General features: G+C 71.6%; 14 protein-coding genes. 8 read left to right on the forward strand and 6 right to left on the reverse strand.

Features of this window, described 5'->3' with window-relative positions; translation table 11 throughout:
* Positions 1 to 9 precede the first annotated feature (9 nt).
* From ISG29_RS06360 to ISG29_RS06380, 5 genes are all read left to right on the forward strand, one after another.
* Positions 10 to 1314: a hypothetical protein gene (locus ISG29_RS06360; RefSeq protein WP_194502541.1), complete on the forward strand. Its 1305-nt coding sequence runs from the start codon at positions 10 to 12 to the stop codon at positions 1312 to 1314.
* Positions 1311 to 2237 carry an Abi-alpha family protein gene (locus ISG29_RS21540; RefSeq protein WP_207792815.1) on the forward strand — a complete coding sequence of 309 codons (927 nt, stop codon included), beginning with the start codon at positions 1311 to 1313 and terminating at the stop codon, positions 2235 to 2237. The genes ISG29_RS06360 and ISG29_RS21540 overlap by 4 nt, the downstream gene beginning before the upstream one ends.
* Positions 2238 to 2554: 317 nt before the next feature.
* Positions 2555 to 5149 carry an ATP-dependent chaperone ClpB gene (gene clpB, locus ISG29_RS06370; protein WP_194502542.1) on the forward strand — a complete coding sequence of 865 codons (2595 nt, stop codon included), beginning with the start codon at positions 2555 to 2557 and terminating at the stop codon, positions 5147 to 5149.
* Positions 5150 to 5180: 31 nt separating this feature from the next.
* A complete protein-coding gene (locus ISG29_RS06375; protein ID WP_328828199.1) occupies positions 5181 to 6047 on the forward strand; it encodes a CPBP family intramembrane glutamic endopeptidase in 867 nt (288 codons plus the stop codon).
* Between the two features lie 169 nt (positions 6048 to 6216).
* Positions 6217 to 7308: a hypothetical protein gene (locus ISG29_RS06380; protein WP_194502543.1), complete on the forward strand. Its 1092-nt coding sequence runs from the start codon at positions 6217 to 6219 to the stop codon at positions 7306 to 7308.
* Between the two features lie 4 nt (positions 7309 to 7312).
* On the opposite strand, the gene ISG29_RS06385 is transcribed toward ISG29_RS06380, so the two are convergent.
* Entirely contained in the window at positions 7313 to 8491 is a 1179-nt protein-coding gene (locus tag ISG29_RS06385; RefSeq protein ID WP_194502544.1) for an aminotransferase class I/II-fold pyridoxal phosphate-dependent enzyme, read from the reverse strand.
* A gap of 42 nt (positions 8492 to 8533) precedes the next feature.
* Between ISG29_RS06385 and pyrE the strand changes: the two genes are divergently transcribed.
* Both pyrE and ISG29_RS06395 read left to right on the forward strand, forming a co-directional pair.
* The gene (pyrE, locus tag ISG29_RS06390; RefSeq protein ID WP_194502545.1) at positions 8534 to 9073 is read left to right on the forward strand and encodes an orotate phosphoribosyltransferase; all 540 of its coding nucleotides are present in this window, start codon (positions 8534 to 8536) and stop codon (positions 9071 to 9073) included.
* A 126-nt stretch (positions 9074 to 9199) separates the two neighbouring features.
* Positions 9200 to 10693 carry an MDR family MFS transporter gene (locus ISG29_RS06395; protein ID WP_194502546.1) on the forward strand — a complete coding sequence of 498 codons (1494 nt, stop codon included), beginning with the start codon at positions 9200 to 9202 and terminating at the stop codon, positions 10691 to 10693.
* 30 nt (positions 10694 to 10723) lie between these two features.
* Here ISG29_RS06395 and ISG29_RS06400 read toward each other — a convergent pair whose 3' ends face one another.
* Positions 10724 to 11509 carry a DedA family protein gene (locus ISG29_RS06400; RefSeq protein WP_328828203.1) on the reverse strand — a complete coding sequence of 262 codons (786 nt, stop codon included), beginning with the start codon at positions 11507 to 11509 and terminating at the stop codon, positions 10724 to 10726.
* 108 nt (positions 11510 to 11617) lie between these two features.
* Between ISG29_RS06400 and ISG29_RS06405 the strand changes: the two genes are divergently transcribed.
* Positions 11618 to 12265, forward strand: a complete 648-nt coding sequence (locus ISG29_RS06405; protein WP_194502832.1) for a TrmH family RNA methyltransferase — start codon at positions 11618 to 11620, stop codon at positions 12263 to 12265.
* A gap of 3 nt (positions 12266 to 12268) precedes the next feature.
* Here ISG29_RS06405 and ISG29_RS06410 read toward each other — a convergent pair whose 3' ends face one another.
* The 4 genes from ISG29_RS06410 to ISG29_RS20715 form a co-directional block, all read right to left on the reverse strand.
* Positions 12269 to 12790 carry a SigE family RNA polymerase sigma factor gene (locus ISG29_RS06410; RefSeq protein WP_194502547.1) on the reverse strand — a complete coding sequence of 174 codons (522 nt, stop codon included), beginning with the start codon at positions 12788 to 12790 and terminating at the stop codon, positions 12269 to 12271.
* A complete protein-coding gene (locus ISG29_RS06415; protein ID WP_194502548.1) occupies positions 12790 to 13665 on the reverse strand; it encodes a hypothetical protein in 876 nt (291 codons plus the stop codon). The genes ISG29_RS06410 and ISG29_RS06415 overlap by 1 nt, the downstream gene beginning before the upstream one ends.
* Positions 13666 to 13824: 159 nt before the next feature.
* Positions 13825 to 14322, reverse strand: a complete 498-nt coding sequence (locus ISG29_RS20710; protein ID WP_194502549.1) for a SigE family RNA polymerase sigma factor — start codon at positions 14320 to 14322, stop codon at positions 13825 to 13827.
* On the reverse strand, positions 14319 to 15269 hold the full coding sequence (locus ISG29_RS20715) for a hypothetical protein (RefSeq protein WP_194502550.1): 951 nt from the start codon (positions 15267 to 15269) through the stop codon (positions 14319 to 14321). The genes ISG29_RS20710 and ISG29_RS20715 overlap by 4 nt, the downstream gene beginning before the upstream one ends.
* Positions 15270 to 15347: the final 78 nt, after the last annotated feature.

The following is a 15347-nucleotide window of genomic DNA, read 5'->3' on the forward strand; positions in this document are numbered from 1 at the left end:
AATGCGCGAGTGCTCCAGGCGATCGGCGAGTGGTGGTCGGGCATCCATTGGGTGCACTTCCTGACCATCCCCGTCTTCACCGGCGTCGTCGGCTGGCTGATCAACTGGTCCGGTCTGTGGATGCTGTTCGCCCCCGTGCACTTCCGCGGACGCCGCGTGCCCGGCTTGCGCCAGCTCGCCTCGGTGTTGCCCCGCAAGATCCAGGAGGTGCCGGGTCTGCTCCAGGGCGGCATCGGCTGGCAGGGCATCGTGCCGGCCCGAGCGGCCAAGATGGGCTCCATCGCGGTCGACAAGGCGATCTCGAAGCTCGGTACGCCCTCGGAGTTCTACGCCCAGCTGGAGCCCGAGCACATCGCCGACCACATCGTCACGGTGATGCGCCCGGAGGTGCCGCAGCTGGTCGACGACGTGATGTCGCGCCAGGAGCCCCAGCTGTGGCGCGACCTGCCGCAGCCCGTACGCGACGCCGTGGTCGCCCGGGTGCAGTCGCAGCTGCCGCAGGTGGTGGGCGAGGTGACCGACCAGCTCGGCGAGCACATCGACCAGCTGCTCGACCCCAAGCTCATGGTCATCGACCACTTCCGCTCCGACCCCGCGCTCGTCGTCCGGATCTTCCGCGACTTCGGTCAGCGCGAGCTCAACCTCATGGTCGCCTTCGGGTTCGTGTTCGGGTTCCTGCTCGGCATCCCCGTGGCCATCGTCGACTCGATCTTCGGGCAGTGGTGGCTGCTGCCGATCCTCGGCGTGCTGGTCGGCTGGGTCACCAACGCGCTCGGCATGTGGCTGATCTTCGAGCCCCCCGAGCCCCGTCGCATCCTCGGCGTGCGCGTGCACGGGCTCTTCCCGCGGCGCCAGCCGAAGGCCGCGGAGGTGTACGCGCGCATCATCGCCGAGGACGTCATCACCCTCGAGCGCCTGGTCACCTACCTGCTCGAGGGCCCGTCGGGCGACCGCACCCGGCAGCTGCTGGTCACAGCGCTCGGCCCGTCGGTCGATCGTGCGGCGGGTCCGGCCCGTCGAGCGGTACGGGTGGCGATGGGTCCGGGTCGCTTCGACGGGATCCGGGACGCCGTGGCCCGTGAGGCCGTCGACCGCACCATGGAGCCACTCACCGACCCCGCGTTCTCCGAGCAGCAGGCCGACCGCATCGAGCAGCTGGTCTCCCGGCGCACCAAGGAGCTGCCGCCGCGCGACTTCGTGGAGATGATGCGCTCGGCGATCCGGGAGGATGAGTGGATGCTCTACGCCCACGGTGCCGTCATGGGTCTGGCCGGCGGCTTCTTGCACCTGCTCGTGTTCGGCGTCTCCTCGTGAGCGCCCCCGACGACCGGGAGAGCACCCCGATCACGGCGGCCGGCGTCGCGGCGTCCCTGCCCGGCCTCGCGCGGCTCTCCGCCTCCGCGGCGTGGAACACCGCCAGCTGGGGGAGTCGCGCCTATGTGGCTGCGCTGCGTCGTCTGCTCATCGCACTCGGCAGCCCGGACGCCGCCCGCCTGCTCGCGCGCGACGCCACCCTGGCTGCGGGGATCGCGTCGTCCATGGCCCGCGAGGTGGCGGACGGCGAACCGGTCGGCGAGGTGCTGCTGCGTGCCGCCGAGCGACTCGGCGCCGTACCGCGCGAGCACCTGCAGGAGCGCGAGGCAAACACCGCCCGCGGGCCGGCCCCGAGGTCGGGCCAGACGCTGCGGGAGCGGGGCGCCGCCCTCATGCAGCGCTCCCGCGCCATCGACGACGACGAGGCGGACACCGGGCACCCGGCCTTCTCCCGCATGCTCGACGAGCTCGCCCCCGACGAGGCCCGGCTGCTCATGATGCTGCTCGAGCACGGCCCCCAGCCCAGCGTCGACGTGCGCACGGGCGGTCCGGTCGGGCTGGTCAGCAGCCAGCTGGTCGCCCCGGGGCTCACCATGATCGGCGCCCGGGCCGGGCTGCGGCGTCCGGAGCAGGTGCCCGCCTACCTCAACAATCTCTTCCGGCTCGGCGTCGTGTGGTTCTCCAGCGAGCCCGTGCGCGATCCGCTGGAGTACCAGGTGCTGGAGGCGCAGCCCGACGTGCTCGAGGCCTGCCGTTCGGTCACGTTCGCCAAGGTGGTGCGCCGCAGCATCCACCTCACGCCCTTCGGCGAGGACTTCTGCCGCGCCGCCCTGCTCGACGAGGGCGCGAGCCGCGAGAGGTTTCCCGAGCACGATGCCCCACCGGAGGCGGCGAGCGGCGAACCGCCGCCCGAGGGCCTTTGAGCCAGGCTGAGCCGGATGCGCCGCGATTGCGTCGCGGCGCGACCGGGTAGGTGACGGGTCGGGATCGACGTCGAGCCCTCGTCGCCCTCGTCGACGCGGCGCGGGCCGGGGTCTGCGCAGGCCGGACGGGAGCAGGCCGGACGGGGGCAGCAGCCATGGCAGATGAGTTCTACGTCGACTTCGAAGGCGTGGGCACGTTGAGTGGAATGGACTCAACTTTCTTGATGTTGATCCTGGTGTAGGCCGCAGAGGCCAGATACGTTCCCATCAGACCCGCGTCCGGTCGGGAGTCCGGACGCCGCGCAGGAGAGATGCTCATGAGTCAGTTCGGTGTCGAGAAGTTCACCACCCGCAGCCGCGAGGCCATCGAGTCCGCGCAGCTCGCCGCCACCACCGCCGGCAACAGCGCCACCGAGCCGGTGCACCTGCTGGTGGCGCTGCTGAGCCACGACGACGGCATCGCCCGCACCATGGTCACCAAGGCCGGCATCGAGGCCGGGGCACTCCTGGCGACGGCCCGCTCCGTGGCCGAGTCGCTGCCGCGGGCGAGCGGTTCCACCGTGCAGCAGCCGGGCGCCTCGCCGGCGCTCACCCGGGTGCTGGCCGCGGCGCTCGACCTGGCGGCGTCGATGAAGGACGACTACGTCGCCACCGAGCACCTGCTCATCGGCCTGGCGGGCGTCGAGTCGAGCGCGCAGAAGGTGCTCACCGACTCCGGGCTGAGCGAGTCCGGGCTGCGTGAGGGCCTCACCGCTGTGCGTGGCAACCGCCGCGTCACCAGCCAGGACGCCGAGTCGACCTACGAGGCGCTGGAGAAGTACAGCGTCGACCTCACGCAGGCGGCCGAGGACGGCCGGCTCGACCCGGTGATCGGCCGCGACGCCGAGATCCGTCGCGTGGTGCAGGTGCTCAGCCGCCGCACCAAGAACAACCCCGTGCTCATCGGCGAGCCCGGCGTCGGCAAGACCGCCGTCGTCGAGGGCCTGGCCCAGCGCGTGGTGGCCGGCGACGTGCCCGACTCCCTCAAGGGCCGTCGTGTGCTCAGCCTCGATCTCGCGGCGATGGTCGCCGGCGCGAAGTACCGCGGCGAGTTCGAGGAGCGGCTCAAGGCCGTGCTCGAGGAGATCAAGGACGCCGGCGGCCAGGTCATCACCTTCATCGACGAGCTGCACACGGTCGTCGGCGCTGGTGCCGGCGGCGATTCGCAGATGGACGCCGGGAACATGCTCAAGCCGATGCTGGCGCGGGGCGAGCTGCACATGGTCGGCGCCACGACGCTCGACGAGTACCGCGAATCCATCGAGAAGGATCCCGCGCTCGAGCGCCGCTTCCAGCAGGTTCTGGTGGGCGAGCCGAGCGTCGAGGACACCATCCAGATCCTGCGCGGGATCCAGGAGAAGTACGAGGCGCACCACGGGGTGCGCATCACCGACGCCGCGCTCGTGGCCGCCGCCTCGCTCTCCGACCGCTACATCAGCGGCCGCCAGCTGCCCGATAAGGCGATCGACCTCATCGACGAGGCGGCCTCACGGCTGCGCATGGAGATCGAGTCCAGCCCCGAGGAGGTCGACCAGCTGCGTCGCCACGTCGACCGGTTGAAGATGGAGGAGTTCGCCCTCGCGAAGGAGTCCGACGACGCGTCGGTCGAGCGCCTGGCCGCGCTGCGCGCCGACCTCGCCGACGCCGAGGAGGAGCTGCGTGGGCTCGAGGCCCGCTGGGAGGCCGAGAAGGCCTCACTCGAGGGGGAGGGCGACCTGCGACGCCAGCTCGACCAGCTGCGCGTCGAGGCCGACCGACTGATGCGCGAGGGTGACCTGGCCGGTGCCAGCGAGATCAGCTACGGCCGCATCCCGGCGCTGGAGAAGCAGATCGCAGAGGTCGCCGAGGCCGAGTCCGTCTCCGACCCGCTGGTCGGTGAGGAGGTCGGCCCGGAGCAGATCGCCGACGTCGTCGAGGCCTGGACCGGCATCCCGACCGGGCGCCTGCTCGAGGGCGAGGGCACCAAGCTGCTGCAGATGGAGTCGGTCATCGGCGAGCGGCTCATCGGCCAGCGTGAGGCGGTCACGGCCGTGAGTGACGCCGTCCGCCGCTCGCGCGCCGGGATCAACGACCCGAACCGGCCCACCGGCTCGTTCCTGTTCCTCGGCCCCACGGGCGTCGGCAAGACCGAGCTGGCCAAGGCGCTGGCCGACTTCCTCTTCGACGACGACCGCGCCATCGTGCGCATCGACATGAGCGAGTACAGCGAGAAGCATGCGGTCTCGCGGCTGGTCGGTGCGCCGCCGGGCTACGTCGGGTACGACGAGGGCGGCCAGCTCACCGAGGCCGTGCGGCGGCGTCCGTACTCGGTGGTGCTGCTCGACGAGGTCGAGAAGGCGCACCCCGAGGTGTTCGACATCCTGCTTCAGGTGCTCGACGACGGCCGGCTCACCGACGGGCAGGGGCGCACGGTCGACTTCCGCAACACGCTGCTCATCCTCACCTCGAACCTCGGCAGCCAGCACCTGGTCGACACCGAGGTGCCCGCACAGGTGCGGCGCGAGGCGGTGCTCGAGGTGGTGCGGGCGGCGTTCAAGCCCGAGTTCCTCAACCGGCTCGACGAGATCGTGACGTTCGACCCGCTCAGCCGCGACGACCTCGCGCACATCGTCGACCTCCAGCTCGCGCTGCTCGAGCAGCGGCTGGCGGTGCGCCGCATTTCGATCTCGGTCACCGACGCCGCGCGCACCTGGCTCGCCGACACCGGGTACGACCCGGCGTACGGCGCCCGCCCGCTGCGGCGGCTCATCCAGTCCGCGATCGGCGACCCGTTGGCGCGACTGCTCATCGCCGGTGACGTGGCCGACGGCGGGGGTGTCGAGGTCGACGTCGACCCCGAGAGTGACGGCCTGGTGCTCAGCGCCGGCTCATGAGCCACTCACCTGCGCCCGGCATGATGAGGGCGTGACCACCGATCAGCCCGAGACGCCCAGGCGGCGGCTCGGGCTGATCGTCACTCCGGTACCCGGCGGCGTGCCGGATCTCGCCCGGGCACTGCTGTGGTGCGAGCTGGCGTTGGTGCTGTTCGTGTCGCTGGGGCGCTCGGCGGTCTACTCCGTGGTGAGCCTGGTGGCGGCGCTGACCGCCCCCGGCCCGCTGTCGGGGCAGGCGGCGAATCTCAACAACTCCCTCGCCCCGGACCGGCCCTGGCTCGACCTGACGTATCAGCTGCTGCGCATCGTCTTCGCGCTCGTGCCGGTCGGGTTGGCGGCGTATCTGCTGGCGCGCTCGGCCACCTCGCTGCGCGAGGTGTGGCTGCGGCCCTGGAAGGGCGGGGTCGACGGTCAGGGCACGGGCGGCGGCTGGGGCCGTGACGTCGGGGTCGGGGCCTTGCTGGCCGCCGGAGTGGGCTCGGTGGGCGTCGCGTTCTACCTCGCCACGTTCGCGCTGGGCACCAACCTCACCGTCGTCGCCCAGTCGCTGCCGGGCCAGTGGTGGCAGTACCCCGTGCTGGTGCTCGCCGCGTTCGAGAACGCCGTCCTCGAAGAGTGCGTGGTGCTGGGGTTCGTGCTGGTGCGGCTGCGCCAGCTGGGCTTCTGCGATACGGCCGCCATCGGCCTGGCCGCCCTCCTGCGCGGCAGCTACCACCTCTACCAGGGCCTGGGCGGCTTCGTCGGCAACCTGGTGATGGGCCTGCTCTTCGGCTGGCTCTACCGCCGCTGGGGCCGGGTCACCCCCTTCGTCGTCACCCACACCCTGCTCGACGTCGGCGCCTTCGTCGGTTACGCCGTCCTCGCCGGGCACGTGAGCTGGTTGCCCACCCTCGGGTGACGAGGGTTCGGCTGCGCTGGGTCGGTTTTACCGTCGTTTGGGATCAAACGACGGTAAAAACCGGGCTCTTTACCGTCGTTTGATCCCAAACGACAGCCCAATCGCCCCAGACCGCGGCCGTCGAGACGTGGGGCGGGGGGAGTTGAGCCGGTCTGGTGGAATGTGCGACGTGAGCACGACGACGCCGTCCGGCACCCCCGAGCGCCCTCGCCAGGTGACGATGGTGGGGGTGTTGCTGATGGTGGGCGCGGTGCTGGTGGTGATGGGCGCCTGGCAGCTGATCGCGGGGCTGGAGACGGTCGAGACGCGCGAGCAGGTGGAGCAGGTGCTCTCGGACCCGCCGCTCTCCGGGTTGGGCGTCGGGGTTCCTGCTGCCCTGCAGGCCATCAAGATCCTGGCGATGGTGGCAGCCGCCTCGGCCGTCGCCGCCGGGATCCTCGGGTGGCAGGTGATGCAGCGTTCGCGCACGGCGCGGGTGGCGTTGAGCGTGCTGGCCGTGCCGCTGCTGCTCGCGGGCATGTTGTCGGGTGGACTCGTGGCCGCCCTCATGGCGGGTGCGGTCGTGTCGCTGTGGCTTCAGCCCGCTCATGGCTGGTTCAAAAACCCGCCCGAGGTGCCGGCCTCCACGCGTCCACAGCGCGTGCCGCAGCCGCCTCAGGAGGCTCGACCCGCGAGCGACCATCGCCCGTGGGAGAGCGCCCCGCCGCCGTCGTCGACCGGACTGCCGCCAGCGACCCACGCCGGGCCGTCGGCGTTCCAGGGCTTCGGTACGACGACGGCCACAGCAGCCGGCACGCCGGCGCCCGCGGGTCGCTCGGGCGTGCCCGGGCCCTTGCGCGGCGGCCTGGTGCTCGCGTGGGCCGCCTGCACCATGGTCGTGATCGGGCTGGTGCTCGCGATCGTGAGCCTGGCGAGTGATCCCGCGAGCCTGAACCGGTCGATCGACGACGCGATCGAGCAGACCAAGAACTCCGCCTTCGCCTCGAGCGACGTCACGCGCGACGACGTCCGCGCTGCGATCTACGCCATGCTCGGCCTCGCCATCGCCTGGGCCGTGGCGGCGGCCGGCGTCGCGGTGCTGGCGTGGCGCGGGCACCGCTGGGCCTGGCTCGCGCTGTGCATCTCCGGTGCCGTCGCCGCCGTCGGACTGCTCGTGCTGAGCCTGGGCGAGGTCGCCCTGCTGCTGCCGCTGATGGTGATGATGATGTCGCTGGGACTCCTGCTGCGCCCCGAGTCACGCGCCTGGTACCGACGCCGGTAGCGGCTCAGCGCTCGAGGTCGGCCGTCCTCAGCCGGTCGAGCCCGTCCCGGATCACCTCGGGTGTCTTGCAGAACGCCCACCGCACGAGGTGGCGTCCGGCGTCGGAGTCGTAGAAGCCCTGGAGGGGGACGGCGACCACTCCCGCCCGCTCCGGCAGCGCCAGGCAGAACTCCAAGCCGTCGCGCCAGCCGAGGTGCGCGATGTCGGTGGTCGCGAAGCAGGTGCCCTCGGGTGTGCGTGCGGGCAGGCCAGCCTCGGCGAGCCCGGAGCACAGCAGGTCGCGCCGGATCCGGAGATCCGCGGCGAGCGAAGCGGGCCAGTCCGGCTCCTCGCTCAACGCCACGGCGGCGGCCGGCTGGAGCGGTGAGCCGGAGGTGAAGGTGAGCCACTGCTTGGCGTCGAGCACCTGCGCGACCAGGTCGACCGGCCCGGTCGCCCACCCCACCTTCCACCCCGTGAGCGAGTAGGACTTGCCGAGGCTCGAGAGCGTGAGCGTGCGCTCGAACATGCCCGGCAGGGTGGCGATCGGCATGTGCAGGTGCTCGTCGAAGGTCAGGTGCTCGTAGACCTCGTCGGTGACGACGATCAGGTCGCGCTCGATCGCCACCGCCGCCACGCCCTCGAGCTCCTCGCGCGTCAGCACCGTGCCGCTGGGGTTGTGCGGTGAGTTGAGCAGGATCGCCTTGGTGCGCGGCGTCACGGCCGCCCGCACCTCGTCGGGGTCGAGCCGGAAGTCCGGCGCCCGCAGCGTCACCGGGCGCCGCACCGCACCGGCCACCTGGAGCATCGCCGGGTAGGAGTCGTAGTACGGCTCGACCACCACCACCTCGTCACCCGGCTCGAGCAGCCCCAGCAGGGCGGCGGCGACGCCCTCGGTCGCACCCGTGGTCACGCACACCTGGGTGTCGGGGTCGATCTCGAGGCCGTAGTGCCGGCGCTGGTGCTCGGCCACCGCCGCTCGCAGCGCCGGAACCCCGATGCCCGGGGCGTACTGGTTGGCGCCCTGGCGCAGCGCAGAGGCGGCGGCCTCGAGCACGGACGCCGGACCGTCGACGTCCGGGAAGCCCTGCCCCAGGTTCACCGCGCCCGAGCGCACAGCCAGTGCCGACATCTGCGAGAAGATCGTCGGCTCGATGCCCTCGAACCGGCTCGGTCGGACGACGGGCTGACGCTGCGCTGCCATGTGCCTCACCGTAGCGAGGGTGCGCCGGGGTTCAATGGACCCGTGACCGACGCCCACGCCGCCAGCCTCGCCGCCGACATCGACGCCCTCTGCCGCCTGACCGGGAGCTTCACGCTGCGGTCGGGGCAGGTGGCCAGTGAGTACTTCGACAAGTACCTCTTCGAGTCCGACCCGATGCTGTTGCGCCGGGTCGCCGAGCAGATGGTGGGGCTGCTGCCCGACGACACCGAGCTGCTGGGCGGGCTCGAGCTCGGGGGTGTGCCCATCGCCACGATGGTCTCGGCGCTCACCGGTCAGCCGGCGCTGTTCGTGCGCAAGAAGGCCAAGGAGTACGGCACCTGCAAGCTGGCCGAGGGTCCGCAGGTCGAGGGTCGTCGCATCACGATCATCGAGGACGTCATCACCACCGGTGGTGCCGTCCGCGACGCCACGCATGCGCTGCGTGAAGCCGGCGCGATCGTCGAGACCGTCGTGTGCGCCATCGACCGCAGCCCCGAGGGCGAGAACCCGCTGGCAGACGTCGATCTCGAGGTGCGCTCGGTGCTCACGAAGACCCAGCTCGACGCCGTGTCGGCGTCCTGATCCGCCGAAACCCGCTGGCGTCACCGACCGATCGCGTGGTCGGGTGTCCCGGCACACCGATGAGAAGCGCGACCCCGCGCGGTCTCACCAGATGACGCCGACCCCTCGCTCCCAGGAGTCCCCCTGATGCCCGAACAGACCGAGCAGCACGCTCCCGCGCCGGTGAAGCCCGTCGAGAACCCGTACGCGGTGCTCCGGTGGCTGGTGCTGGCCACGTTCGTGGTGATCCTCAACGAGACCCTCATGGTCAACGCGATCCCGCGGCTCATCGTCGACCTCGACATCACCGCTCGTGCGGCGCAGTGGGTGTCGACGGCGTTCATGCTCACGATGGCCGTCGTGATCCCCGTGACCGGGTGGTTCCTCCAACGGGTCACCACCCGGGTGGCCTTTCGCACCGCGATGCTCACGTTCCTCGCCGGATCCGTCATCGCGGGCGTCGCCCCGGTGTTCCCACTGCTGCTGGCCGGCCGCATCGTGCAGGCTGCCGGCACCGCGGTCATGCTCCCGCTGCTCATGACCACGCTCATGACGATCGTGCCCGAGCACGATCGGGGTCGCGTGATGGGCAACGTGACGCTGGCGATCTCGGTGGCGCCTGCTCTCGGCCCGGCGGTCTCCGGTGTCGTGCTCCAGTTCGGGTCGTGGCGACTGCTCTTCGCCGTCATGGTGCCGATCGCGGGGGCCGTCACCTGGCTGGCCCTGCGCCACCTCGTGGACGTCGGGGAACCTGCGCCGTCGTCCATCGACGTGTTCAGCGTGGTGCTCGCCGCTCTCGGATTCGGCAGCCTGGTCTACGGGCTGAGCCTCATCGGCGGACCGCAGGGCAGCGCCCGGCCGACGGCGTTCATCGTGGGTGGGCTCGCCGTCGTCGGGCTGTTCGTGTGGCGCCAGGTCTCGCTGCAGCGCAAGGACGCACCGTTGCTCGACCTGCGGGTGCTCGCGCACCGCACGTACACGGTCGGCATCACGATCCAGTCCGTCGGCTTCTTGGCGATGATGGGCGCGATGATCCTGCTGCCGCTGTACCTGCAGGAGATGCGCGGGCTCTCGCCGCTCCAGACCGGCCTGCTGGTCGCGCCCGGTGGACTGGCCATGGGGCTGCTCGGGCCTCGCGTGGGCGCCGCCTTCGACAAGGTCGGTGCGCGTCCGCTGGTCATCCCTGCGTCCGTGGGCATCGTCGCGGGGCTCGCGCTGCTCAGCCGCATCGGCGAGACCACGCCCTACGTGCTCGTCGTGGCCGTGCACATGCTGCTCATGGCGAGCCTGGCCGCGCTGTTCACCCCGGTGTTCACCATCAGCCTCGGCGCGCTGCCCGGGCACCTCTACTCCCATGGCTCCTCGCTCCTCGGCACCACCCAGCAGGTCGCCGGCGCGGTCGGCACGGCGGTCTCGATCACCGTGCTCAGCTCGCGCGCCTCCAGCCTCCTTGCGGACGGCGCCAGCCCGGCCGCGGCCTCCGTCGGTGGATTCCGGTGGGCCTTCGCCGTGGCGGCCGTGGTCGCCGTGCTCGTGGTCGGCCTGGTGCTGCTGCTGCCCGCGCGGGTGGCGGACGTCGACCCCGACGCGGATCCTGATGCGGACCCCAGCAACGAGGTCGAGCCCGCGCCGGCCCGCTGACCCTGCCTCGGCGTCGGTTCCGTCGCCGGTTCAGGCGTCGGGCTGGCGCACCGGCTCGTGCTCGGCTGCGGCAGCGATGCCGTCGTCCGACCGCGCGGCGCCGCCGTCCTGACGGGCGCGGCGGCGCTCGCCGAGGCGGTGCTTGATGCCCTCCCAGAAGAGCGGGATCACGGTGAACGCGGCGATGGCGATGACCGCGTAGTCGATGTTCTCGCCCAGCGCCGGGAAGGTGCGTCCGAGGAAGTAGCCGAGCATGGTGATCGAGACGACCCAGGCCAGGGCGCCGACGGCGCTCCAGGTGAAGAAGCGGCGCCGCGGCATGAGCGTGGCGCCGGCGACGACGGTGATGTAAGTGCGCACGAAGGGCACGAACCGCCCGATCACGAGCGCCTTGTTGCCGTGCTTGTCGAAGAAGGCCTGGGTATTGTCGAAGTACTTGCGCTTGAGGATGCGACCGTTGCGGTCGTAGATGGGCGGGCCGATCTTGCGGCCGATCTCGTAGCCGACCACGTTCCCGAGGAACCCGGCGACACCGAGCAGCACGATGGCGGCCAGGAGCTCCAGCGGGCGCTGGCTGAGGCCGAAGACCTCGATCTGCTCGCCGGCGATGAAGAGTCCGAGGGCGAAGAGCAGGGTGTCGCCGGGGAGGAACGGGAAGAACAGCCCGCACTCGACGAAGACGATGAGCAGGCTGAGCCAGATGAGCTGGGTGCCGAACTGATCGAGCAGCCACTGCGGATCCATCCACGAGATGCCGAGGAGCAGAGGGTGCAGGGTGACGTGAGCCACGGCCACCAGGTCGGGGAGCACGAACACCCCACTACCGTACCGGTAGACCCTGATGGTGAAGAGAGGTCCTACCCCGTGGACGACGAGACGCACGGCGAGACGGACGGCGTGCAGCCGCGTGCGCCGTACGACCCGATGCCGCACGGCCCGGCGGAGGTCGGTCTCGGGCCGTGGCCCGGCGAGTGGCCGCAGGGCGACCAGTGGGACGCCGACCTGCTGCGCAGCGGCGACCGGCGCAACGTCGTCGACCGGTACCGATACTGGACGATGGAGGCGATCCGGGCCGATCTCGACTCCCGGCGTCACGGCTTCCACGTGGCCATCGAGAACTGGCAGCACGACTTCAACATCGGCACGATCGTGCGGAGTGCCAACGCCTTCCTGGCTGCCGAGGTGCACATCGTCGGCAACCGCCGGTGGAACCGGCGCGGGGCGATGGTCACCGACCGCTACCAGCATGTGCGCCACCACGCCGACGTGCCCGCGCTGCACGACTACCTCGCGGCGCTGCCCGAGGGTCCGGTGCCGCTGCACGGCGTCGACAACCTGCCCGGCTCGCTGCATCTGGAGACCATGGCCGTGCCCGAGCGGGTGTGCTTCCTCTTCGGGCAAGAGGGCCCGGGTCTCTCCGAGCGGGCCCGCGAGGTGTGCGACGCCACCTTCTCCATCGCCCAGTTCGGCTCGACCCGCTCGATCAACGCCTCGGCCGCGGCCGCGATCGCCATGCACACCTGGGTGGTGCAGCACGCCGACCTCTGCGGTGACACCGCCTGGCGCGGCTGACGCTCACCGCTCCAGCGCGGCGGCGTCCACCGGATCGAGCACTGTGCGCAGGCCATCGAGGCCGCGGCTCGCGTGGCTCTTCACCGTGCCCTCGCCGATGCCCAGGTCTGCCGCGGCCTCGGCGATCGAGAGGCCGAGCCAGTAGCGCAGCAGCACGGTCTTGCGCTGCATCTCGGGCAGTTGCTGGAGGGCGTCGAACAGGGCCGACCGCTCCTCGTAGGCCAGGTCGCCGCGCGCGGCGGCGTCCCACCCCTCGAGGCCGGCGCGCTCGCGCTTGAAGACCGGACGCCGGGTGTCGCTGATGTGGGTGCGCACGATGATCTGCCGGGTGTAGGCCTCCTCTCGACCGTCGCGGTGCACCCGGTGCCAGGCCAGGTAGAGCTTGACCAGGCTGGTCTGGAGCAGATCCTCGGCGCCGTGCCAGTCGCCGCACACCGCGTAGGCGATGCGCAGCAGGTGCTGTTGGCGGTCGGCCACGAACTCCGCGTAGTCGGCTTCACGCGCGGCTCGGCGGCTGAGGCTCATCAGGCGACCCCCGCCGTCGGGAGGGACTCGCTCGTCGTCAGGTGGAACGGGCCGACTCCATCGCGGGCGTAGTTCAGGCACTGCTCGAACGTCGCGCCGACCAGATCGCCCGGAGGTGCCGTGAACACCTCCAACGTGCCGTCGCGCAGCGTCCAGACCACGAAGTAGTCGCGTCCCGGCTTCGAGGCGACCGTGACGATCGCCGCGCCCGTGGTGTCGCCGGTCTCGGCCAGGGCCAGGTCGACTCCATCGGCTCGCTGCACCACCGTGACGCCGGTGCGCGGAACGACCGATCCGTCGTCGGCGAGCCGCATCGTCGCCGGGAACCGTGAGGCGTTCTCGCCCTCGGCCTGCTGGTCGACCCACTCCGCGAAGGTGCGGTGGGGCATCGGGACGCTCGCCTGGTAGCCGAGGTCGCCGGTGTCGTCGGCGTCGGCGATCAGCCAGGAGCGCTGGCCGTCCTCCTCGAGCACGTAGGCCCGCGAGAGCGCCGGGGCCGTGCGGGCGTAGGGGTTCTCGATGGTCCGTACCACCGTCACGCCGGGCCGCACCTCGAGGTCACCGTCGCGATAGCGCACCTGCTCGCCGTCCTCCCAGCCGCCGGCGGGTGCGTCGGAGGGGCTCGACGAGGTCGAGGGTGAGGCCGACGCGGACGCCGGTGAGGTCGCCACCAGGTCGTCGGCGCGGGTGCTGCCGCCCGGCCCGGTGAGGGCGAACGTCACGCCGAGCACGGCCGCGACGCCCAGCCCGCCCGCGGCGGCGGCCACGCGGCGGCGGCGCTGCGTGCGGCGTCCGAGCGCCACCCGCTGGGCGGCGTCGGGCAGCGTGGGTCCGACGCCGAACGAGGCGTCGATCTGGTCGTGGAGGTCGTTCATCGTGGGTGCCTTCCGGGGTTGCGTACTGGTGATACGCAGCCCGGACGCCCCAGGTTGTCAGACACCTGATCGTCAGGAGGCGGTTCGTCAGGACTCCGCGAGGTGCAGCGCCACCTCGAGCGTGTCGGGCCGGTCGGCGAGACTCATCCCGAGTCCGGCTCAGGCGGTGTCGGCCGGTTCCAGCGTCACGCCGAGCGCCGCCAGCCCCCGGCTGCTGTGGCTCTTGACCGTGCCCTCGCTGATGCCGAGCTCACGCGCCACGTCGCTGACCGGGAGGTCGAGCCAGTGCCGCAGCAGCACGACGGCTCGTTGCATGCGGGGCAGTGTGGCCAGGGCGGTGAGCAGTTCGTCGCGCTCCTCCACGCTCGGCTCCGACGGCGCGGGGCGGTCGCCGCTCGGCAGCCCGGTGCGCTCGCGTCGCCACGGACGCCGCGACTCGTCGATGGCCGAGCGCACCAGGATCTGCCGGGTGTAGGCCAGCTCCTTGCCCTCTCGGGTGGCGCGCGGCCACGCGGTGTAGAGCTTCACGAGCGCGGTCTGCACGAGATCGTCGGCCGCGTGCCAGTCTCCGCACAGCCCGAAGGCGAGGCCACGCAGTCGGCGCCGGTGCGCGGCGACGAACTCGGTGAACGCCGCGTCGCGTTCGGCACGCTTCACCGGAGTCCCTCCGAGGTGCCGCTCTCGCCGGGGGTGTACCGGCTGGTGGCGAGGGTGAGGAAGTCGTCCAGCGTCGGCTCGCCACCGTCCGCGGCATCGACGTCGGAGGCACGCACGCCGATGTACTGGCCGGCCTTGCCGTCGAAGCTGCGTGCCAGCACGAAGTAGCGCGTGCCGTCGCTCGTCTCGACGACCGCGGCCGCGGTGTTGTCGGTCTTCTCCGCCCAGCGGCTGCCGACGAACACGCCGGGGCGTTGCTCGACGATGCGCGCACCGTCGGTCGCCTCGAGCTCCTCGGTGTCGCCGACGAAGCGTACCCAGCGGGCGTCAACGGCCTCCGGCATGACCGGCGGGCCGATCGTGGTCGAATCGGAATCGGTGCCGCCGGTGTCGCCCATCGCCTGGGTCTGGGCCCGCATCCACACGGTGAGGCTGAGCGACGGGTCGCCGATCCACTGGAACACGCCACTCCCGTCCGGTCCGAGCAGATGGAAGTAGAGGTGGTGGCGGTAGACGGTGGCGAGACCTTCCAGCCCGTCGGGGTTGGGGGTAGGTCGCCGCGTCTCGACGACCAGGTGGCCCTGCTCGACGTCGACCTTCCCGTCGTCGCCCATCGTCACGGCCGCGTTCGCCTCGGTGATCACCTTCTCGCTCGGCGGGTCGAAGCGCACGCCGGCCATCGGACCGGGGGCGGACGCGCTGGAGCTGGGCGCCGCGGGCGAGCCGGCTACGGGTGCCTCCTGGGCGGTGGGGGTGCCGCCGACGGTCAGGACGCCGACCACGGCAGCCGCGGCGAGGGTCGCCGTCGTGCCGCCCGCCGTGGCGAGCAGTCGTCGGCGGCGCAGGGCGCGGTGTCCGTCGTCGAGCAGGTCTGCCACATCAGGAGTGGGTGGCCGCTGGTCGGTGAGCGTGCGCTCGAAACGGTCGTGCAGGTCGTTGGGGTTCATGGGTCCACCTCGTCGGGAGAGTCGGTCTCGCCCATGAAGACGGAGGGGCCGTGCCCTCCGGTTGTCACGGAGTGCACG

It is taken from the genome of Nocardioides acrostichi, assembly GCF_015319165.1.
GTDB lineage: Bacteria > Actinomycetota > Actinomycetes > Propionibacteriales > Nocardioidaceae > Nocardioides > Nocardioides acrostichi.